Origin of the sequence: Tellurirhabdus bombi (assembly GCF_021484805.1) — a bacterium.
Classification (GTDB): domain Bacteria; phylum Bacteroidota; class Bacteroidia; order Cytophagales; family Spirosomataceae; genus Tellurirhabdus; species Tellurirhabdus bombi.
Genome location: NZ_CP090557.1, coordinates 2,990,031 through 3,011,515, shown reverse-complemented (window position 1 = coordinate 3,011,515; position 21,485 = coordinate 2,990,031). Strand labels below are relative to the sequence as shown.

17 protein-coding genes are annotated in these 21,485 nt (G+C 46.6%); 7 read left to right on the top strand and 10 right to left on the bottom strand.

Features of this window, described 5'->3' with window-relative positions:
• The first annotated feature begins 27 nt into the window (after window positions 1–27).
• The 6 genes from L0Y31_RS12835 to L0Y31_RS12810 all read left to right on the top strand — a co-directional run bounded on the left by L0Y31_RS12835 (window position 28) and on the right by L0Y31_RS12810 (window position 5,705).
• Window positions 28–1,464 carry an MOP flippase family protein gene (locus tag L0Y31_RS12835; RefSeq protein WP_234733471.1) on the top strand — a complete coding sequence of 479 codons (1,437 nt, stop codon included), beginning with the start codon at window positions 28–30 and terminating at the stop codon, window positions 1,462–1,464.
• Window positions 1,465–1,519: 55 nt separating this feature from the next.
• Entirely contained in the window at window positions 1,520–2,113 is a 594-nt protein-coding gene (locus L0Y31_RS12830; protein WP_234733470.1) for a PKD domain-containing protein, read from the top strand.
• Window positions 2,114–2,138: 25 nt separating this feature from the next.
• Window positions 2,139–3,044 (top strand): glycosyltransferase family 2 protein, encoded by a 906-nt coding sequence (locus L0Y31_RS12825; protein WP_234733469.1) that lies wholly within the window; start codon window positions 2,139–2,141, stop codon window positions 3,042–3,044.
• Between the two features lie 223 nt (window positions 3,045–3,267).
• A complete protein-coding gene (locus L0Y31_RS12820; protein ID WP_234733468.1) occupies window positions 3,268–4,077 on the top strand; it encodes a T9SS type B sorting domain-containing protein in 810 nt (269 codons plus the stop codon).
• 52 nt (window positions 4,078–4,129) lie between these two features.
• Window positions 4,130–4,912, top strand: coding sequence for a glycosyltransferase family 2 protein (locus L0Y31_RS12815; protein ID WP_234733467.1), 783 nt, complete (start codon window positions 4,130–4,132; stop codon window positions 4,910–4,912).
• Between the two features lie 7 nt (window positions 4,913–4,919).
• The gene (locus tag L0Y31_RS12810; RefSeq protein ID WP_234733466.1) at window positions 4,920–5,705 is read left to right on the top strand and encodes a glycosyltransferase family 2 protein; all 786 of its coding nucleotides are present in this window, start codon (window positions 4,920–4,922) and stop codon (window positions 5,703–5,705) included.
• A gap of 91 nt (window positions 5,706–5,796) precedes the next feature.
• Here the strand turns inward: L0Y31_RS12810 and L0Y31_RS12805 are convergent, their stop codons facing one another.
• The 8 genes from L0Y31_RS12805 to L0Y31_RS12770 form a co-directional block, all read right to left on the bottom strand.
• Complete coding sequence (locus tag L0Y31_RS12805) at window positions 5,797–9,618, bottom strand: carbohydrate-binding protein (protein ID WP_234733465.1); 3,822 nt, start codon at window positions 9,616–9,618, stop codon at window positions 5,797–5,799.
• 479 nt (window positions 9,619–10,097) lie between these two features.
• Window positions 10,098–10,970, bottom strand: coding sequence for an alpha-1,2-fucosyltransferase (locus L0Y31_RS12800; RefSeq protein WP_234733464.1), 873 nt, complete (start codon window positions 10,968–10,970; stop codon window positions 10,098–10,100).
• A gap of 26 nt (window positions 10,971–10,996) precedes the next feature.
• Complete coding sequence (locus L0Y31_RS12795; protein WP_234733463.1) at window positions 10,997–12,232, bottom strand: glycosyltransferase family 2 protein; 1,236 nt, start codon at window positions 12,230–12,232, stop codon at window positions 10,997–10,999.
• 19 nt (window positions 12,233–12,251) lie between these two features.
• Window positions 12,252–13,184, bottom strand: coding sequence for a glycosyltransferase family 2 protein (locus tag L0Y31_RS12790; RefSeq protein ID WP_234733462.1), 933 nt, complete (start codon window positions 13,182–13,184; stop codon window positions 12,252–12,254).
• Window positions 13,181–14,344 (bottom strand): sugar transferase, encoded by a 1,164-nt coding sequence (locus L0Y31_RS12785; protein WP_305067600.1) that lies wholly within the window; start codon window positions 14,342–14,344, stop codon window positions 13,181–13,183. Before L0Y31_RS12785 ends, L0Y31_RS12790 begins: the two co-directional genes overlap by 4 nt.
• Window positions 14,345–14,363: 19 nt before the next feature.
• The gene (locus L0Y31_RS12780) at window positions 14,364–14,798 is read right to left on the bottom strand and encodes a response regulator transcription factor (RefSeq protein WP_234733461.1); all 435 of its coding nucleotides are present in this window, start codon (window positions 14,796–14,798) and stop codon (window positions 14,364–14,366) included.
• Between the two features lie 117 nt (window positions 14,799–14,915).
• Window positions 14,916–16,439 carry an ATP-binding protein gene (locus L0Y31_RS12775; RefSeq protein ID WP_234733460.1) on the bottom strand — a complete coding sequence of 508 codons (1,524 nt, stop codon included), beginning with the start codon at window positions 16,437–16,439 and terminating at the stop codon, window positions 14,916–14,918.
• Between the two features lie 4 nt (window positions 16,440–16,443).
• Window positions 16,444–17,583, bottom strand: a complete 1,140-nt coding sequence (locus tag L0Y31_RS12770; protein ID WP_234733459.1) for an FIST signal transduction protein — start codon at window positions 17,581–17,583, stop codon at window positions 16,444–16,446.
• Between the two features lie 586 nt (window positions 17,584–18,169).
• Here L0Y31_RS12770 and L0Y31_RS12765 point away from each other — a divergent pair.
• Window positions 18,170–20,110, top strand: coding sequence for an ATP-binding protein (locus tag L0Y31_RS12765; RefSeq protein ID WP_234733458.1), 1,941 nt, complete (start codon window positions 18,170–18,172; stop codon window positions 20,108–20,110).
• Between the two features lie 39 nt (window positions 20,111–20,149).
• On the opposite strand, the gene L0Y31_RS12760 is transcribed toward L0Y31_RS12765, so the two are convergent.
• Both L0Y31_RS12760 and L0Y31_RS12755 read right to left on the bottom strand, forming a co-directional pair.
• On the bottom strand, window positions 20,150–21,133 hold the full coding sequence (locus L0Y31_RS12760; protein WP_234733457.1) for an SDR family oxidoreductase: 984 nt from the start codon (window positions 21,131–21,133) through the stop codon (window positions 20,150–20,152).
• 48 nt (window positions 21,134–21,181) lie between these two features.
• The gene (locus L0Y31_RS12755) at window positions 21,182–21,430 is read right to left on the bottom strand and encodes a hypothetical protein (protein ID WP_234733456.1); all 249 of its coding nucleotides are present in this window, start codon (window positions 21,428–21,430) and stop codon (window positions 21,182–21,184) included.
• Between the last annotated feature and the right edge of the window lie 55 nt (window positions 21,431–21,485).

The window sequence follows — 21,485 nt, the reverse complement described above, 5'->3', positions numbered from 1 at the left end:
GTTATATTAAAACGATTGTTGGTTTACATGACGGCAAAAAACAAAGCCATAAATGGTGGAAAATGGATAACCGTTTCTACTATTATTTCAACGGCCTTTCAGTTTATTCAGGTTTCGATTTTAGCCCGGTTGTTAGACCCGGCTGTTTTTGGCGTTGTAAGTGTCAGCACGTTAATCATTAATTTCTTTTATATTTTTGGGAATCTTGGCTTTTCTAACTCCATTATTTCCAAGCAGGAAAGCGACCCAAAAATTCTCTCTACTTTATATTATCTGGGTTTTATTTTAGGTGCTATAATTTTTGTCGTTATCTTTTTTAGTTCTCCTTTGGTCGTTGCTTATTACAAAGAACCTAAGCTCGATCGGGTTATAAAAATTGCTTCGTTTTACTTTTTAATTATCTATTTCGGCCAGATTTATTTATTTCTTCTTCAGAAAGAATTGATGTTTAAATCAGTGGCTATTATCGAGATTTTAGGCGCTGTTATAGGAACAACGGTAGCCATTACACTTGCTTACAACCATTTTGAAGAAGTCTCCCTGATTTATGGCCAGCTGGCAACGCAGACTGTGCGGGCTGTCTTATCCGTGGTTTTTGGCTATAAGCTTTTTAAGCCTTTGTTTTATTTTAATTTTAAAGCAATTCAGGATCACCTGCGTTTTGGGCTCTACAATGTAGGAGACGGTGTTTTGGGCTTTGTGCAAGGTAATTCTGATAATATTTTAGTAGGCGGTCTATTGGGTGTCAAGCTTTTAGGCTACTACACCATCGCGTATCAGTTGGCTATTTTCCCGATTACAAAACTGAATCCGATTATTCTTCAGGTGGCTTATCCAATGATTGCGAAGATGAAATCCGACGATAATCTGATTAAGCAATCCTATATAAAAATTCTGGATCTGGTAAGCTATCTGAATTTCCCTTTGCTGGCCGGTTTGCTTGTCACCGCCGACAGTGTCGTACCCTTGCTGTATGGTGAAGGTTGGGATGAAACCATTCATTTGATTAAAATCTTTGTTTTTGTTAGCGCCTTTAACTGCTTGACAAATCCGTTGTTCACGTTAGCCTTTGCAAAAGGCAAGCCAAACTTGTTGTTTTACCTTAACTTGATCATTTTAGTTATTAAAATACCCTTGATTTATATTTTCTCAAATTATTGGGGCATTACAGGGATTGCATTTGCCTTCCTGACGGCGACTTTCATCGATTTAATTCTCGCTTTTTTTGTCACCCAATACTTAATTGGTGACTTCTTCAAAGAATTCATGACGAATCTGGCAAAGCCGCTTTTATTCTGTTTAGCCATGATCTTGGCGGTAGGAATTTATAAAATGTATGCGGGACAGGAAGGTGTTTTGCATACGCTGGCTCAGGTTGTTATTGGGGGGTTAATTTTTCTGGGTTTAACCTTCCGATTTAAGGTTTCGTTGAGTGAAGTAAAATCGTTTCGGCAGTCTTTGTAAACAGATAAGCCGATCAAGTAAAACTAATTAATGCATTAATAAAATGACTTATATTATGAAACAGTTGTTTTCATCTTCTTTATTCAAATCAGCGTATTTGCTTTTCTTTTGGGTAATTGCTATTAGTTGTCAGCCTAAAATTACGCCCAAACCCGTAGCTGACTTTTCGTTTGAATCGGTGCCAAATGAGCCGGGTAGAATTAAGTTTATTAATAGATCCCAGCACGCCACGCGTTACCAGTGGAATTTTGGTGATGGACAATCCTCTACCGAATCCGATCCCACTATCAAGTACGGCAGAAACGGCCTCTTTTCGGTTGAACTAACAGCGAAAAACACGGCAGGTACCGATGTGGCCAATAATAGTGTTTTGATCGAGGGTGTGACCGTTTCGGGGAGCGTTATTTTCTGGACAAACAGCCGGGGCGATGGCTCTGACATTGAGGTACAGCTAGATGGCCAGCTAAAAGGAGCAATTACCTCCGCTCAACCTTCGGGTAATGCGCCGGGTTGCGGTACCGATGGCTTTGTTACCGTGTATACGTCAAATGGAACATTTAGCTACTACGCCAAGTCGAAGACGAAAAGCTGGTCGGGTGTTGTTACTGTTCAGAACGGAACCTGCACCAACAAATTACTGGCCCAATAAGTAATATCTTAAATCCAACGGGACCGTGAGCAATACTTTATTACCGGACTGGCTGACCAAACATCTGTTTGTTTATAACCCTGCCTCGATCGACCCGGAGCGGCTTAACACACTGCGGACGCGCCTTTCACGCTTTAACGTGGATAATCCGGAAGTTTCCATCGTCATACCCGCTTATAACGAAGAGGCCAATATACTGCATACGCTGTCATCTTTGGCCGATCAGCAAATAACGGCCCGTACAGAATTGCTCATTGTCAACAACAACTCCTCCGACCGCACCCAGGAATTGCTGGATTTGTGCGGCGTTCGCTCCATTATAGAACGGACGCCGGGGGTTGCTCACGCCCGTCAGGCCGGGTTGATGGCGGCGCGAGGCAAGATCATTGCCAACGCTGATTCTGACTGCCTCTACCCGTCCGGCTGGGTGGAAGCCATTACGGCACCGCTAAAAGATTCGGCGATTGCCTGTACTTACGGTTTGTACTCATTCCTGCCCAGCGAGCATTCTTCCCGTTTGGCTCTGCTGTTTTACGAGAAAGCCGCGCACCTCGTCAATGGAATCCGCAACCGGCACCGGGCTTACTTAAACGTCTACGGATTTAATTTTGCCTTCCGCCGCGCTGACGCGCTGGCTGTAGGCGGATTTGCGCTGGACTCTGGTCGGGAAGGCTCCGTGGCGGAACTGATCGCTGCCGGAGAAGTACCCCCACCCTCGGGTCGTTGCGAAGATGGGCTGATGGCGCTGGCCCTCCTTAACGAAGGAAAAGGCAAAACCTACCGCGTTACTGACCTGGCGGCGCGCGCCTGGACAAGCGACCGTCGACTTACAGCCGATGGGAGCCTGGGAAAAGCGTTTGTCAATCGGGTTCGAAAATCCGTCGGTGAATTGGGGTTTTATATTTCGCCATCAAAGGGAACTCCTCCCTGAGTTCTCCATTTATGTAATGTCTATTTTTTTACCAATTTTTCCCTTTTATCATCCAGGCAGGCGCAAAAACCTGCTCTTCTGTACCCTATTTTTCAGTTTATTCGCTTCTTACGCCTCTACTTGCTTTGCCCAGTCTTGTACCAGTAAACCCGAAATTTTAGTTCTTAATCAGACATTTGGTAATGGAAGCGCGGGACCACTTCCGGCTGGCCAGACCTCTTATTTGTATGTTACTGATGGGTGCCCCAATGATGGGCAGTATACCGTGGCTAAATCGGTGAGTGGCTCGTGTTACACGGGTAGCTGGCACGACGTTCCAGAAGACCATACCCCGGATGATAACAATGGAAACATGCTGGTGGTCAATACGCCCTACGCGGGTGAGTTTTATCTGCAATCTGTGCCCGACCTTTGTACAGGTACAACGTATGAACTCTCGATCTGGCTGCTTAACCTGAACGTTATCATGCCCGCCGGAACCTGCGGTTTTGAAACGCCCAACGATCCCGACTTGCTGGTGCAGATCGAAACGCCGGACAAAGCCATTTTGCAGACGCTTAGAACAAATCCTATCCCGCGCACTACATCACCGGTCTGGCAGCGTTTTTCGACCCGGTTTACCATTCCAGACGCTGGTTTAGAAAAGAGTTCAGCGGTTATTCGAATCATTAACAACAACAGCGGAGGCTGTGGCAATGATTTTCTAATCGACGACATTCAGATCAAACAATGCAGTGAGTGCGATCCGGCGCAGCTTTTTGTGCCCGACGTTTTCAGTCCCAACCAGGATGGCATTAATGACTTTTTTGAATTCTTTTATAGCGGTATCGTTGCCTTTGATTTAAAGGTTTATGACCGTTGGGGTTCAGTAATTTTTGCTAGTACCGATCCCGCTCAGAAATGGGACGGCAACTATCAAAATACACCCTGTTCTGAAGGCGTTTATACCTGGTCCATGACGTACGAAGTATCCAGTTTTTCAGATCAGCCTAAAAAATTAACCCGCAATGGGCAGGTATTATTGATGCGCTGATTTTCGTAAAGAAGTCCAGAAAGAATCGTTGATTATATACTCGGTAAACCGTATGAAAAACACGTTTCCAGATGTCACTTTATTAATTACCCACTACAACCGCAGTGGTTCGCTGGAACGCCTGCTAAAAGCCTTTCAGGCCCTGGATTGTGCCTTCGGCGACATCGTTGTGTCGGACGACGGTAGCAAGCCCCAGCACCTGGAAGCCATCAAAAACCTGCAAAACCACTATTCGTTTCGGCTGGTCACCACTCCTCAAAACAAGGGTTTAGGGAACAATATCAACAAAGGACAAGATGCGGTCCGGACGCCTTATACGCTTTACGTGCAGGAAGATTTTGTACCTAAACCAGCCTTCGTTCCACACTTCAGCGATGCGCTGGAAATGATGCAGCAGGAAAAGGATCTGGATATCATGCGCTTCTACGCCTATTTTCCCTATCCGTATCTGGAACCTTATAAAAAGGGCTTTTCGCGCATGATTTACAAACCCTGGGTCTGGTATTCGAATCATTTAAAGTTCTATTATTACAGCGACCACCCGCACCTGCGACGAAGTACGTTCTTCGAAAAATTTGGCCGCTACCCCGAAGGCATTAAACCCGACCGAACCGAATACCAGATGTGTATTTCCTTTATCCAGAAAAAAGGCAAAGGCTTATTTCTGGATGATTTTAACGCCATGTTCGATCAGAAAAACTCCTCCGACGAACCCAGCACCATTGGGCGGAGCGATTGGCGGGAAAGTAAAAGTCCCTTGTTTCTGGCGCTCCGCTGGGTTTATTTGAAAGGTCGGCTGGTTAAGAATACGCTGGATGTCGCTACACAGAAGTAATACCGTGATGAAAAACCCTACCCACTCTTTTCCGGACGTTACGTTGTTAATCACCCATTACAACCGTAGCAGTTCGCTGGAACGCCTGCTAAAAGCCTTTCAAGATCTGGATTGTGCCTTCGGCGACATTGTTGTGTCGGATGATGGCAGCAAGCCCCAACACCTGGAAGCCATCAGGGCGATGGAATCGCAATACCCATTTCGCCTGATTACGACGCCCCAGAACAAAGGGCTGGCCAACAACATTAACAAAGGACAGGCAGCGGTTAAGACGCCTTACACGCTCTATGTACAGGAGGATTTTGTGCCTAAACCGGCTTTTGCCCAGCATTTCCAGGACGCGTTGGAAATCTTCACGCAGGAAAAGGAGTTGGACATTATTCGCTTCTACGCTTATTTTTCCTACCCGTATCTAGAGCCGTATAAGAAGGGCTTTTCGCGCATGTTGTATAAACCCTGGTACACGGATTACAACAAAATCTATTACTACAGCGACCACCCGCACCTGCGGCGAAGTTCATTTCTGGAAAAGTTTGGTAATTACGTTGAAGGAATCAAATCGGATAAAACCGAATACTTGATGTGTGTTTCCTTTATTCAAAAGCAAGGCAAGGGCTTATTCCTGAGCGACTTTAACGCCATGTTTGACCAGAAAAACTCCGACGACGAACCCAGTACCGTTCAACGGGATAACTGGCAGCAGCAAAGCCGAAACCCGTTTATCGTATTGCTCCGCACGGTATACCGTCAGGTAAAATACAACTACGATCTTTTGTTTGATAAGCAGGCTTAGATAAAGCCATACGCACAAAAAACTGGGGTTTAGACCGGGTGTTGTACTCCACCACCCGGTCTAAACCCCAGCCTGTTTTATTCAATTCCGATCAGTTTCCTTTCAGGATCTTCCGGAAGGCGCGTTCGTTTCCTTGCTTGATTTCGAGAATATAAACGCCTACGGGCAAGGCCGAAACATCCATTTTTTCAGCCACTGAACCCGCCGTTTTCTTGATGGTCAGTTGCTTATGAATACCACCCCGATTAGCGTCAAAAAGGTTTACTTCCAGATCCGCCGCCTTTTCGTTTTTCAGGCGTACCATGATGTAATCCGTCGTTGGGTTAGGATATACCTCTACCGCTTCGTGCAACGTTTTGCCACTTTCCACGCTAGCTTCTGCTGTGCTTAGTCGGCTGCTGCCCGTTGAAGCCGTTACGAAAATTGGCGTTTCGGTTACCGTTAAGGTCACTTTTCCCTGCACTGTGTTGACTATCCGCACTTCCATGTCATTGCGGCCTTCTTTGGGCGTATAGATCCGAGCCTGGGCCACATTTCCTAAATCCAGCGTGTATGTAGCGGTACGGCCTGTTTCATCAGGCACATACAAAGCGTACGCCGATTGGCCGTTCAGTTCATAACGATCCACAAAAGGGTTGCTATTCAGGGATTGCTTGTAGGTATACTTACCAAAAACCTTGTTGACCTGATAGAGATAATCGGCGGCAGGCTTCCGGGTTTGATCGGGGTTTAGCAAGCCCGAAGAAGCAAACTGACCGGGGCTGGCTGCGTTGTCATCGTAAGTCTGGTAAAAGAATACTTTTTCAATCTTTTTACGGGCATATAGCAAAGCCGTCCGCAAAATCCAGTCGGCCTGCGTTTGTAAAACTGAACGGTTGCCAATGGCAATGGCTTTAATCGGGCTGCCTGGGTGTACGTCATAACCCGTTTCCGTAATCCAGACCGGCATGTCCTGTCCATACCGATGGGCCACTTCCGTGAACTCGTCAGCAATTCGGGTCGCTGGGCCTACTTCCGGCGCTACTCCCCGGCTCGATTGACCGCTCTGCGACGAATTGGCGTCATCGGAATAGAGGTGGTAATTGATGATATCCCAGCACAAATTAACGCTGCCATCGGCTCGGTAACCCCGGTGTTCTTTGCACCAGTCGATCATTCCCCTCACATAATCCGTACTGGCCAGCGCCGTTCCCGCCATCACTACTTTTACGTTCGGATCTGCATTTTTCACGCCGACGCCCGGACCCATGGTATTTTTATGGCCATCGTAAAACGCCGACATATTGGCTGCGTATTCGCGGGCAGTCTGGTAGCCTTTCCGGCCTTTCCACCACTTATCCCGCTCGTTGTCGCACTCAATGTATTTGATCAGGTTCAGGCCAATTTTTACGGTATTGATTCCGTCGCCCGTCCACCGCTGGCTGCCGTTCACACTAAGCAAAGCTGGGTTAACGGCTGTGTTACTGCCATACCGAGCCATGTATTGAAACCCGACTTTTGCCTGCTCCAGGTACGAGGCTGGGTCGGAAAAATCCTTGCCGTAACGCACCGGTACGTTTTCCGAATCCCGCTCATTTGCAGGATAAGTGGCCATCAACCAGTCGGGTAACGTTTTCAGACAGGCCAGTACTTCAATGCCTTCCGCTTTGCAGCGTTCGTAAATGGCGTCGTAATTCCAGCCGCCGCTGTGCGTTGGGTTATACGTGTATTTTCCCTCGTTTGCTTCCAGTTTCTGCCAGTCCATGTAATGCCGAATTCCGGTAAAACTTTTCATGGCTTGCAGGAACGACTCATCAATAACCGCCGGGTTTCGTCCATCTTCGAAATTCCACTCGAACGCATTAACCCCAAACATGTCTTCTAACTTGATGTTTTTCTGCGGAACAGCCGTGACTGGCTTAGTCGATGGCGTGTGGGTTCCGTAAAGCTCCATTTCCGTTGGATATCCCCACCAGGTCGTTATGACCAAATAGCGAGCATTGGTAATGGGCGTATTGAGTTTGAATAAATCGTCGCCATTGGCCTGACGAGCCGGATCAGGACCTACCCAACCGTTATACTGCTCACCCGTAAACGTCGCGATAGGAATGCGTTGCCACTGATCAGTGATAACGGATAAAGTCATTGGCTTATCGGCCATTGAGCCTGATCCGTCGAAAAATTTCACGCCCTGAATGCTCATTGACTCGCCTTCCAGAAGCGGGTAATACGCGTCAAATTTTTCGAGTGCTTTCCCCCAACCCGTGTTAACATCCACATTGGTTACGCCATCAAACAACCCTTCCAGGCCATTAGCTACGTTATTGAGCTGGTACCAACGTTTCGGATCAATGGTAATTTTACTGCCTAGCACAACCGTTGACGAAGGCGGATTCGGTGTCGTAGCAGCGGCATGAACCACCTGGGTTCTCGTGACAGCCTGCGCTTCCAGGTATTGCGTATTGCCCGCCTGCGAAGCAACAATGTTAGCCGTTCCGGCAGCAATTACCTTGGCTTTCCAGCTTCCTGTCGCATTGGATACGGTTACAATCCCTGCATTCGATGAGGTAAACGTTATCGGCGTTTGGGTGTTGTTACTCGTCGCGACCAGTGCGTATTCGGCGTCACCCACGGTTTTGTCGGGCAAGGCGTTGAAGCTAAGCACGGCCTGCGTGAGTTGTGGTTGTGGATTGGTTGTGCTGCCTGTTTTGACGGCCTCAAACCAGTTGAAATTCCAGTCTCCTCTTACCGCATGCAGCCGCAAAATCTGACTTCCCTGCTGCAAGGTAGCTGTTGTACTAATGGTTGACCAGCTCTGCCAGCCGCCAGTCTGCGGTACATCTACGCCTGCCAGCACTGTGCCGTTTGCCGTTCTAATCTCTATTCGACCGTTACCATAACTGTTAGCAATTCGGAAATTAAACGTATACGTGCCCGTTTCTGCCACATTAACGTTGTAATCCATCCAGTCGTTGTCGTCAATCCAGCCCAGGTTTAAGTTACCGCTGACATCGCTGGTCGTTTCAGCCTGAACATTACTGGCTGACGCATAATTTTCTGCTTCGATCTTTCCTGGCAAGGGAACGGGTCCTCCTACTTCAAACCAGTTGAAATTCCAGGCACCCGCTTTCGCAAAAATTCGTAAGGTCTGATCACCCGCACTCAACGGAATCGTGGTGCTGATGGTGGTCCATCCCTGCCAGCCGCCCGTTTGTGGCACATCAATGCTGCTCAAGACCGTTCCATTAGTGGTCTGAACTTCAATTTTGCCGTTACCGTAGCTGTTGGCAATTCTGTATTTGAATGTATATACGCCAGTGGCCGGGACGTGGACGTTGTAATCCATCCAGTCGTTGTCATCAATCCAGGCAACATTTAGCCCCCCTCCGTTGTCACTTGTACTTTCGGTCTGCACTCCGTGCATGGCATCGAAACTTTCCGCTTCAATTTTACCCAGAATAGACCGATAATTCAGCTGGGGTACAGGCTGTCCGAATGCTTTAATCTTTTGTGGAATGTTGTTGCTGTACTTGTGTACAACAATTGCCTCTGCGACTACAGGCTGCGGGAGTGGCATTTCGACCCAATTCATATAGCCGGGGCCTTCGAAAGAACCCAATAGAGTACGCTGGCTGCCGTTTAACGCGTAAATCTCGGCAGGTTTGTCAGTAAATACGCCTTCGTGGTCATACAAAGAGAGCCTGCCGATATTGGCTTTCTTTTCTAACTGGAGCGTTACGTCCACCCATTTGAAGTTGTTCTCCCAAGCCTGGGGTACTAAACTGTCTACGTTGTCAGTCAACCATGATGAATAATTCTGCCCGGTGTTTTCGCTTGCTGTAATCGAAGTGAATTTAATTCGCTCTTCGGTTTGACTAAAGCCCGTCAAGGCAGCTGAAAGTAAAAAGATAGTCAGTAGTAACTGTTTCATCATAGTCCTGAATTAGGCATCTATTTATATGAATAAAAGCGCTCCTTTACGCAAAAAATTTTTACCATTTTACCCAAGGAGTTACTTCCAAGTTACTCTATTCAGCGCAATTAGCAATCGCTTCACTACGCATAAACCCCTAATAAATAGTTTTTTATTGAAATTTAATTTCTGAGCAATTTAAGCCGTACGTATGTCTGGCAAATGAGGGTTAAATATTAAAACCAGCACATTGGTTTATTCTTTAATAAAGACAATAAACTGTGCCTTTATTATGAAAATTCATAGTTTATTATTGATAAAATAATATATTAGTAATGTACTATTACTAATAAGTAGTAACTAATTAATTCAGAAAGGAGGATCAATTAATGGATGAGTAATTTTGGTGAAAAAGCGAAAAACGCAAAATTATTTTACCATTTCACCTGGGCTTCTCTAAGCCATTTTTGTTCAATCAACAGAGCAAGAAAGCAGGTGCACTACACGCTGAGCCAGGAGTCAGGAATTAGATCGGTAGTATGCCAGTCCGGTTTGTTCTTAAACCAGTTTTTAGGCGTGATAACCATTTTGTTAGGATCAGCATTTAACCAGGCGCCCCACCAGCTAAAAGAACTATTGGCAATAACGTGGTGCTTACACAAGCTCATTAGATGCAAATCATCCAAATCGCTGTTTTCGCCGATATTTTTAACAAAAACCGTATCGGAAGACAGATCGAAGTTCTTCTCGGTCCATTCCTGGTCGTCGCTGAAAACAAAAAAACGAAAATCCGTGAATTGGCGCTTTATGAGCTTAATCGCCTGGTGGTAATAATCGATTCCTATAAAGCCAAAAGACTGGCTAAATTCAGCATTATTCACGTAATCGCCCCGCCGAATATGAATCGAAATCGGATTGGCTGAACGGGCAATTTCGTTTTTGTACTTCTCAAAGGCTGGGCCGGGTTGGTTCGTAAAAACCAGTTCCTTCCGGATGATCGCCGCCGCCGGGGAGAAATACTTTTCGGACTGCCAAAAGCCATCAAGAATTAGCAGCTTTGCCCGCGCCTTCAGTACCTCTGGATCGACGTGAAAATGCTTTTCTTTGACCAGCTCAAAAACGGGCTTCAGGGTCCTTTCCGGGAATAATTTGGTCGCTTTTGAAGCGTATAAGAGCGGCGAATTATCAAGTAATTTGTAGTCTATCTTAAAATTATGCAGCTTAAAGACTCTGGGCGTGTCGGTTTCGTATTGATATTTGTAATAGCTTAAATCAAAATAGAGTGAGGCTTTATTGAGTATAGATAGGTGCCGGGCAATTGCATACTGAAACAACTGATTGCCCAAGCCCGATGTAATTCTTCCAATAACCATAACTAATCAAATACAGAAGTGACTGCTTATTTTCGGGCGCTTTCCTGGGTGGCCTTCAACGTTACGTCATCAGCCCGACGCACTTTTTCCCACGTACCGGACTGTGCTCCCCGCAAGTAGCGAACCAAACCGGCCAAGGCACAAACGTTCATAAACGTAAAGTAAAAAGGCACAAACAGGGCTTTCCAGCGAAGCTGCTTTTTCTCCAGCAAATAGCCCGCCCAGGCCGCCCCGTAAAAAAGGCACTGAAGTACCAGTAAGGCTACCCAGCCGTTCCCCCGATCCGAAGGTTCTGTGAAAGCCTGTAACGCCAGCAGGCAATTGGCCAGAAAAATGATTGGCAGACACAACGGAGCCACTGCCCAACGAAATACACGGTGTGATACGTATTCGAAGGTAAGCACGCCGTAGCGGAACGGATTGAGCAGATAACTGAGCCGCACAATCGACTGAAATCCGCCCGCCGCAATCCGAATTTTACGCTTCTGTTCATCCAGAATCGAGAACGAAGGCCGTTCCAGTGCATAGGCATCCGGCTCGTAGGCAACCCGGTAGCCACGTCCGGCAATCCGCAGCGAAATGATAAAATCGTCCAGAATGGTGTCTGTTTCCACCGGCTCGTATAAATTCGTCCGAACGGCAAAAAGCTCACCGGCAGCACCAACAATCGTGTGTAATTCGGCATCCCAGCGTTTCAGCAAGGATTCATATTTCCAGTAAAGCCCCTCGCCCGCCCCGGCGGCGGCTTCGTTATCGTTGGTAAGGATTCGTTTTTCGCCGGCAACAGCGCCCACTTCCGGGTCCCGGAAATGCTTCACCAGTTCGCGCACGGCACCCGTATTGAGCTGGGTGTTGGCATCCGTAAAAATCACAATAGGCGTTTTAATATGCTCCATCGCCCGGTTCATGGCCGCTACTTTTCCCCGGCGCTCGCTGCCCCCCATCACATCAACCACGCCCGCATAATGCGAGCGCAGGTATTCATCGGAGCCATCATTGGACCCTTCCGTTACGAACAGCAAATGCAGGCGTTCACGCGGGTAATCCTGGTCCAGCGAGTTTTCGACCTTAGCGGGCAAACAGGATAATTCGTTGTAGGCGGGCACGGCCAGCGTCACGTCGGGCCAATAGTTGTCATCCAACTGCTTCACCGGCCTTTTTCCTTTCAGCCGAATGAGCAGCCAAACGACTAAACCATATCCGAAATAGGTATAGACGACAAGCGCAACGCTAACGACCAGAATAATCTCTATGTAGTTCATTTATTATACTCGCTAGACATTAGGATTTCGCACCAATAGACGGTAACACGTGCTCCGGACCCGGAACCTTGTTCTTTAAATTCCAGACAACCGCCTCTTTCAGTGCTTTCAAATAGTCTTTCTGGCGACGTACCAGGTATAAAATCGCCGCCTTGGGCAGGGCAAACACAAAGTAGTACAGATAAAAAACCAGCAGGGTAAAACCAGACACGTTGCGCCGCATGAACAGCATCCGGTTCCGCGTGTGGTAGTAGACCTTCAGGGCGTTCATTTTCCCGACGCTCATGGACTCTTTGTGGTAGATTAATGCCTGGGCCTGGTAATAGATCTTGAAGCCCGCCCGCCGAATGCGCAGCGACCAATCCAGTTCTTCGTAATACAGAAAAAACGAATCATCTAGTGAGCCGGCCCGATCCAGTACGCTTCGCTTTACCAGCATAGCTGCTCCGTGGGCGAAGGCCGTCGGCCCCGACTGCTCGTATTGCCCGTTATCGGTTTCGCCTAAGCCAATGGCCCAGGTGCGCCCCGTAAAACGGCTTAACGGGTGATAGCCCGCATACTGAATGATGGTCGGATGATCAAAATACCGGATTTTCGGACAAGTTACTCCCACTTCTGGATCTGTGGCGAAGGGGGCCAGAAGCTGATCCAGCAAGTCAGGCGTGACGATGGTGTCGTTATTGAGCAGAAAGTAGTACTCGCCTTTTGCGTGCTGAATGCCCAGATTATTTCCCCCGGAAAAGCCCAGGTTCTCCGCGCTGACAATTACCTTGACGTTCGGATAATTTCCCTGGAGAATCAGTTTCGTTGGATCTTCCCGCGAGCCATTATCAACGACAATTACTTCAAAATGCGGATAAGTCAACTGCCGGGTTGATTCCAACATGGCACAGGTTACCTCCGCCTGGTTGTAATTTATGGTAATCAGCGAAACCAGCGGTTTTACACTCATACGTTCTCTTTCTGAAACAGCGCCTTAACCGTTTTGATCATGATGATAAGGTCCGTCTTGAAGGAATATTTCTTGGCGTATAACACATCCAACTGAATTCGCTCCAGATCCGACACTTTGGCTTTGCCTCGCTTCGTTACCTGCCAGAGACCCGTTAAGCCCGCAGGAGCCGCAAACCGGCGTGCGTAGCCCGTTGCCGTCAGCTTTTCAGCCTCGTAAGGCGGCAAAGGCCGGTTGCCCACGAAAGACATATCACCCCGCAGGATGTTGTACAATTGAGGCAGTTCGTCAATGCTGGTATTGCGGAGAATTTTTCCAAGCCGGGTCACGCGGGGATCTTCCTTAAACTTCATGAACTTCGCCTTGGCCTGCTGGTTCCGGTGGTAGATTTTCTCGCACATCTGCTGGTTATCCAGAAACAATAGACGCTGGCACGCACCAATCACCTTACACTCGTCGCACAGTTCGTTGGTTGGCTCTTCAACGGGCTTGTTGTACATGTTCTGCGACGACATACCCGCCAGCATTTTGTCGGCATCGGTTCGCATTGTACGGAATTTGTACATGCTGAAGATTTTGTACCCTGCTCCTACCCGTTTTGAACCGTAGAAAATCGGTCCTTTTGAGTCCAGCTTGATCAAAATAATCACCACCAGTAACAAGGGTGATAGCAAAGCCAGTGCCGTAAAGGAAACCACGATGTCAAAAATTCGCTTGCCAATCGGCACTCGTATTTTCGTTGATTTATGGGCGGGCCGTTCCGCCTCCCGGTATCGTTTTTTCTGGATTATGTATCCCAAACGAGTGCGCAAGGCCTCTTCCGAATAATTCGGCGGGAACACATCAATTACGTGTCCTTTAAACGGTTTGGCGGATAAATCTGGCCTAAACGATTCGGATATTAAAATAACGGGTAGCTCACTGAAATGAGGAACAGAATCCAGAAATTCCAGAAATTCGATAACCCCCGACTCTCCATTCAACAGAATTAAGTCAGGAGACAACCCCTCTTCCAAGCTAGCCAGAGCCTCTTCCTGATCGGGCACAACCGTAATATCAAGCATTGACCCAAATTTCTGGCCAAAAGCAAGGCCCAAATGGGCGTTATTTTCAACATAAAGCACGCGAAGAGGTGCTTTTTTAGCCACTAGCGTTTCCATAGGACACTATAAAATTGCATCAATTGCCTGAAGAGCCATCCGTAGTTCTGGTCGGAGAACTACTTGCTTTTCGATACTCTGCCCGACGCAAAAGAGCTAATATTTTCGCTTTGACTTCCATCGGATTAAATGGCTTAATCATGTAGTCGTCAGCACCCATTTCCAAACAGGCAATTCGGGTATTACTATCGTCGTAAGTAGATAAAATAATAACCGGCAAATGATTAAATAAAGAGCTTGCCCGAATATTTCGAATCAGTTCCTGACCGGTCATATAAGGCATCTGCAAATCAGTAATGACAATATCTACCGCATGACCTTCTTCCAGCCAGGTCATTGCTTCAATGCCATTAATTTGTGTAGTTACCTCAAAGTCATTATTCAGTGTATGTCGAAGCACTTTCCGAATAAAAGCATCGTCTTCAACAATAAGTACATTGTAACGAGTTTCCATAACATTTGCGGATATAGTATTCTATTTTATAAGTGATCTTTTATAAAATAGAAAGGTGTTCTTGACTGGTTTATTAACTTTATAAAAACTATACCAATTGCTAAAAGCTAGCCATATTTAATTAAAGCGCTGGCTATATTTCGCTATTTTTTGGAATAAGTCTTTTGGATTAAAAGGCTTAATTACGTAATCGCTGATTCCGACGCTGATGGCCCGGTCTTTATTGGTATAAGTAGCCGAAGCCGTTAAGGCAATAATCGGAATAGTTGAATTTTCTGCTCTTATTTTCTCGGTCGATGTATAGCCATCCATAACGGGCATTTGCAAGTCCATCAAGATCAGATCGTACGCACCAGCCATAAATTTCTCAAACCCAATCAGGCCATTTTCAGCGATGTCAACGTCAACACCCCAGCGGTTTAGAAACTTCAGCGCCACCTTTACATTGACCGGATAATCCTCAACCAGGAGGATTTTAACGCCTTTTAGCGTTTCTTCATCAATGGAATCCAGAATGTTGTAAGATTGCTTGACGCCTTTGCTTATGTTCAATTCGAGGGTGAAATAGAACTTAGCTCCTTTGCCCTCTTCACTTTCAACGCCAATAGGACTGTTGTATAGTTGCAGCAATTTTTTAGTGATTACCAGCCCTAATCCAGTACCGCCGAAATTGCGGGTCGTTGCTGAATTAGCCTGTGTAAACATTTCAAAAATGGCTTCCTGTTTTTCTTTTGCAATTCCAATTCCCGTGTCTTGTACAGATACATCAATCGTTGCAACATCGTCTGTTTTCTGCTGCAAAGCCAGCTCAATTGTAACGGTTCCCTGTTTCGTGAATTTAATTGCATTAGACACCAAATTCGACAAAACCTGACCAATCCGCGTAGAGTCGCCAATTAGTGTTTCGGGAATATCATCATCGATCATTAACCGAATACGGGTGCGGTTTTCTTCGGCTTTTATCTGATGCGATTTTTTAATATTTGAAACAAGTTGTTTTAGATCAAAATTGGTTTCTTCTAAATCAACTTTCCCAGCTTCTATTTTACTAAAATCCAGAATATCATTAATCAAAGCGTGCAAATGCTCGATGGAAAACTGAAGCGTTTTCAGGTTATCGGCAATGGTCGCCGGGACTTCTTCCTGAAGCATCAGATATGTCATACCCACAATTCCATTGAGTGGCGTACGAATTTCGTGACTCATCATCGAAAGAAAATCTGACTTGGCCTGGGTGGCATTTTCAGCTACTTCTTTGGCATTTCTCAACTCGTCTTCAATCTGCTTCCGATGATCAATTTGCATTTGCAAAAATTCGACCAGGTAAACCAGATTATTCGGATCAAAGCTGGGCATTTCATAGCCCTCCGGCACCTCCATGGATTGAATGGTTTCAATCAACTTTTCGATAGATTGCCGACGTTGGCTAATTTCTTCTTTTAGTTTGGTATTGATTTGTGCGTATTGCCGATCATTGAGGCTGGAGGAATGTTCAAACAGCTCTTTGTCACGCTCAAAATTTAGATACGAGTCGTTAACGGCCCTGATAAAAGGCTGGAATTGCTCATTTTTTAAGCACTCCTCCGAGAGGTATTTATTGACTTGACGAGCCAGTAATTTATGCAGTACAGGTGGCACCATAGAATCAGTTTTCGGATAAGACAGTTACGGTCATTGTTTGGTTGTGTAACTCGCAACGGTCATTCGGATGGGTAGGCGATATCTCACCGTATGAATAAAAACCTGTGATAACAGTATCAGCGCCCAATATTTCCTGTGCTACTTCTACTTCCTCCTCAGTACGCTGGCCCAACACTAATTTCCGGCCAACACAACTCACCAGGATAGCTAATTCTGGTTTAAAATCCAGCTTCGCCAGTGAATGATGCGTTGCCGTTGCTGAGGCATCAATCAGCCGGTCCAAGTTGGCTGTCATGAAACGAACCAACGCCTTTTCCGGCATTTCCCCGGCAAAAGTCATGCTTTTCTCTTTCTCATCAATTCCCAGGATCGTTCGCACCAGGGGTTGCGAGTCTTGCGTAGCCCGTATTGAAAGGGGAAACAAAAGGGCCGCCGCGGGTAAATTGGCGGCGTATTTCCCTAAATATTCTTTGTATAAATCCAGTGCTTTCGTACTGTCAATCTGATACAGCACATTGTACTTAGAACTGGTTACCTCGCGTTCGGGTCCAAAAACGTCCCAGCCTCCTTTTGAGCCATATCCAATTTTTAGACTATCACCATAAAATCCAATTCCGACGACTTTACCAATTGTGGGATCCTGGTTCAAGCCAACCAGCGTTTTTTCGAACCGGGCGGCATCTCCTGCCAACCCACCCGTGATGGGAACCTGGTGGTTCAGATACTGGCCCATGGCCATTGTCAGGTCGCTGCCATTCACATAGCTTCCGTCTGAAATAACAAAAATAGCCGCCAGATTATCATCGGATAAAGCCTGCGCCAGTTGCTCGCCAAGCGCAAAACTCTCGGTATAGGTACTAATCTCAATCTGCTTCGCCCGCACTGCTGTTTTTTCTAACTCAATGGCAGTCACTGTAATAGCCTCATCATAAATCTTGTCGCAGCAAATTTCACCTGCTGTTGAGTTGATGACGATATCAGCTGACGGATAGATACTACGCAGATAGTTGTAGGGCTTTACCTGTTCCAACGACTTTCGTTCGCCAAAAACCAATACCAATTGTGCCTTATCGGCCGAAAAATCAGCTGTTTCGGAACAAGTTTGCCAGTTTTGCTGCGTGTAGAGAGACTGGTGAATTTTCATGAGGTCACCTAATTACCGAAGTATTAAGCTGTTTTTAATACAATCTGACTGGTTGTTACCAATTAATTACAAGAACATACTTATGTCTTTCAACTGATTTATACTCAGGTAATGTTCTGTAATTATTAGCTACCAAAGATACTTTCTGATTCGTACAAAAATAATCATTGTCTAATAAATATTTGTAGTCCTCGGAAAGCACGTTGCCACTCCTATCTAGTATTGCAAGATCTATTAAAGCTAACCATGCCCTGTTTAAGGCTTTGCCCTTTATAAATCAGCCTGATAGGCCTTTTTTCTGGAAACACTGCATAGTACTAAAATCAACCAGACGATCTGTTAAAAAAGCATTAATTTCTGTCCGATAAACAACAAATATTCGATAAATCTGACAAAGTCGTATATGGGTTATGTTTTCTCTTTATTCGTATAACTAACACAACGACAGCGGACTTGAGTGTTTCGTTGCGTCAAGCTCTGGAAACGCAAATCGTCATTAACTTTGTGGTTAGCTTAAAACTTATTCAATGGGCTGCTTATATTAGTCTCTAGGAAGCAATTTGCAGGTTGTTTGCTTGCCAACACTATGAATACCCCTTTCGCGGAAAATTTGGATCCGTCTAACGACTCTTTAGCGCTTGAATTGTTAAACAGCCTTCCGGACGCCATTGCCTGGCTTATCCCTGTCTGGGACGAGCAACAGCGTCTGATTGACTTTCAGTTTGGCTATGCTAATCAGGAAGCTGAGAAAATTATTGGTCTATCTTTCCAAGTCAAAACAGGCAAATATCTCCTTGCCGATAACACCGAAAATGCGACCCTTGCCCGGCTGATTTTTGACCAATATGAGGAAGTCTTTCTCACCGAGAAAAGCAAGGAATATTCCTATATTAGTCCAATCACTGGTGCCCATCTTTATGTTGTTCGGCGCAAGTGGCGCAAGGGCGTTTTGAGCATTACCCGCGACCGGACTGTTGAACAAAAAATGGAGCAGGAACGGGAGCATGAGGCAGAAAAGCTAAAATTTGTTACCGATAGCGCCCTGACAGCCATCGCCTTGTATAAAATAATCCGGGACCCTGAAACCCAGGAAGTGGTTGATCTGCGCTACGACCTTATTAATCACATGGCCGAACGCATGACCGGACGGCCAGCGAGTGAGCTGATTGGCAACACCATGCAGGAAGTTTTCCCGGGCATTAAGCTGAGTGGCATCTGGAAATTATATAAAGAGTTAGCCGAAACGGGCGTTCCACTTCGTTATCACAACCATTACACCCACGAAGGTTATAACCTTTGGTACGAAGTGCAGGGCGTGCGAAGCGGCGATTTTATTGTTTTGTCGTTTTTGGACATTACAGAGTTAAAGCAATCGCAGGAGGAAAAGCAGAAACAGGCAGATTTGCTAAATAGCATCCTCACTGCTTCGCCGGTGGCCTTTGTGCAGTACCAGGCGATTCGCGATGAGCAAGGACAGATTATAAATTTTCAGTTGTTGCTGGCTAATGAAGCGGCGGCTAATGCCAAAGGGCATTCCATCTCGGACCTGATTGGCAAAACAGCGCTTGAGGTTAGTCCGAACATTAGTCAGGTTTTTGATCATTACAAACACGTTACTGAAACCGGAGAGCCATTGCAGTTTGAACGCGTCATTGGCGAGCGGTGGTTTCAAACCTCACTCGTCAAGTTCGGAGATGGCCTAATCAGTACATATCTTGATGTCACCCAGAGCCACGAATACCGGCAGCAGCTCGAAGCAACCAACCAGGAATTGCTTCGTTCCAACAGCAACCTCGCCCAGTTTGCCTATGTCGCCAGTCACGATCTTCAGGAGCCCCTTCGCAAAATTCAGGCGTTCGGCACCTTGCTTACCGAACAGTATGCGTCGATCCTTGACGAAGATGGCCAGGATTACATTGAGCGCATGCAGGCGGCGGCCAGTCGTATGTCAAGCCTGATTCGGGATCTGCTGGCTTATTCCCGCGTGACGACCATTCAGCAGAAAACGTTCAAGCCGGTATTCCTTAACCATGTTATAAAAGAAGTCCTGGATGATCTGGATATCTCGATCCGCGAAACGGGGGCCTTTATACAAATTGACCAGTTACCCACTCTTAACGGTGATCCTTTGCAGTTCCGTCAGCTATTTCAGAATCTGATTGGCAACGCCTTGAAATTCAGACAACTCACCTTATCACCTATCATTCAAATCGGTCAGCGTAAAGCCAACAAAAGTGACTTACCCGACATTCTGCTCGCTACGAATCAACCTTTTCTTGAGATTTGGGTAAGGGATAATGGAATTGGCTTTGACGCCCAGTACAAAGAGCGAATTTTCCAGGTTTTTCAACGGCTTCACACCAAACAGCAGTATGCCGGAACGGGCGTTGGCCTATCCATCTGCAAGCAGGTTACCGAAAATCACGGCGGTAGCCTAACGGCCATTAGCAAGCTGGGGCAAGGGGCCGAATTCAAGATCTTTCTGCCTGAATCGTTGCTTATTCAAAGCGGAAGCGAGGAGCAATAAATCAGCCTGAAGAATTCCTGTATACGACCCCGCCCGACTTTATTTTCTAGCCAGCCATGATCCGGCGATAAAGGCCAGCGCAAAGGCTGCAATGGGCGCTCTGTTTTTGGACATCCAGAACTGGGGACTGAACGACCATGACTCTTCTGTAAAAGGACCATGCGCTCCGTGATCGCCCGGTAGCGGCTCCCAAAGGTTATCTTTCCGGTTAGGATCGGCGGGCTCGTCGGTCATCTGGCCTTCATAGCCACTCATTGCCAGCACTTTGTCACCCGCCCACGGAGCTATTTTATCGCCTACGATGGCTTCCAGGGTGGGCCAGCCCAAATAAATTTCCCGGCGGCCACTTTCGCAAGCGTATAGAATGGCTTTTGCCGCTACTTCCGGCTGAAAGATGGTCCCCATGGGTTTGGGTTTATTGGGAAGCTTGCTGCGCACAAAGCCAAACTGGGTTGTGTTCATAGCCGGTAACTGCACCATACAGGTACGAATCTTACTTTTATCGTGCATCAGCTCGGCTTTCAGCGAGTCATAAAATCCTTGAATGGCATGCTTAGACGCACAATAAGCCGATTGGAGCGGAATGCCCCGGTAGGCTAACGCCGAGCCAACGAAAATAATACAGCCTTCATTGCGGGGTCGCATTCGCTTTAAAGCAGCCAGCGCGCCGTATACCTGACCAAGGTATGTTACTTCCGTGACTCGCTTGTATTCTTCTGGCTTGACTTCGTGAATGGGCGCAAAAACGCTGTTCATCGCGTTGTTTACCCAAATATCAATAGGTCCCAGTTCTTCTTCAATCTTGGCGGCGGCATTTTCGATGGCATCTGCATCGGCAACATCCAGGGGAAAAACAAGGGCTCGTCCACCGCAGGCTTCTACCTCGCGTTTGGCCCCTTCGAGGCCTTCAATTCCGCGTGCCAGCAAGGCAACATCGGCTCCGTCTTTGGCAAATTCCCGGACAATAGCGCGGCCAAGACCAGCGGAAGCGCCGGTAACCACAACAACTTTTCTTTTATTCATAACGTACGATCTTTCAACAGAAAACAGACAGGCGTGAGGTTTGTTTGGCTAATTTAGCCCAGACAGAGCTAGGCGTTGGTTACAAGCAGAAACTTCCGGCCTAAGTGCGTCAACCAGATCCTCATCCGTAAGATCATCTTCACCCAGTATCCCCTGCCCCGGTTTTTTATGCGGTGCCTGGTCGTTTAACAAATCGCCGGTACGCTGTGTATCCTCTTCTGGATCAAGCACATGATTCTCATTTCCGTATGTTTCACTGTCCGGCACAAAGGTATATTTACCAAGTTGAGCTTTCATAATCGTTCTATTTAAGTAAGGGAATAGCTTCTTTTCTTTTCGCAAAAGAATGTAC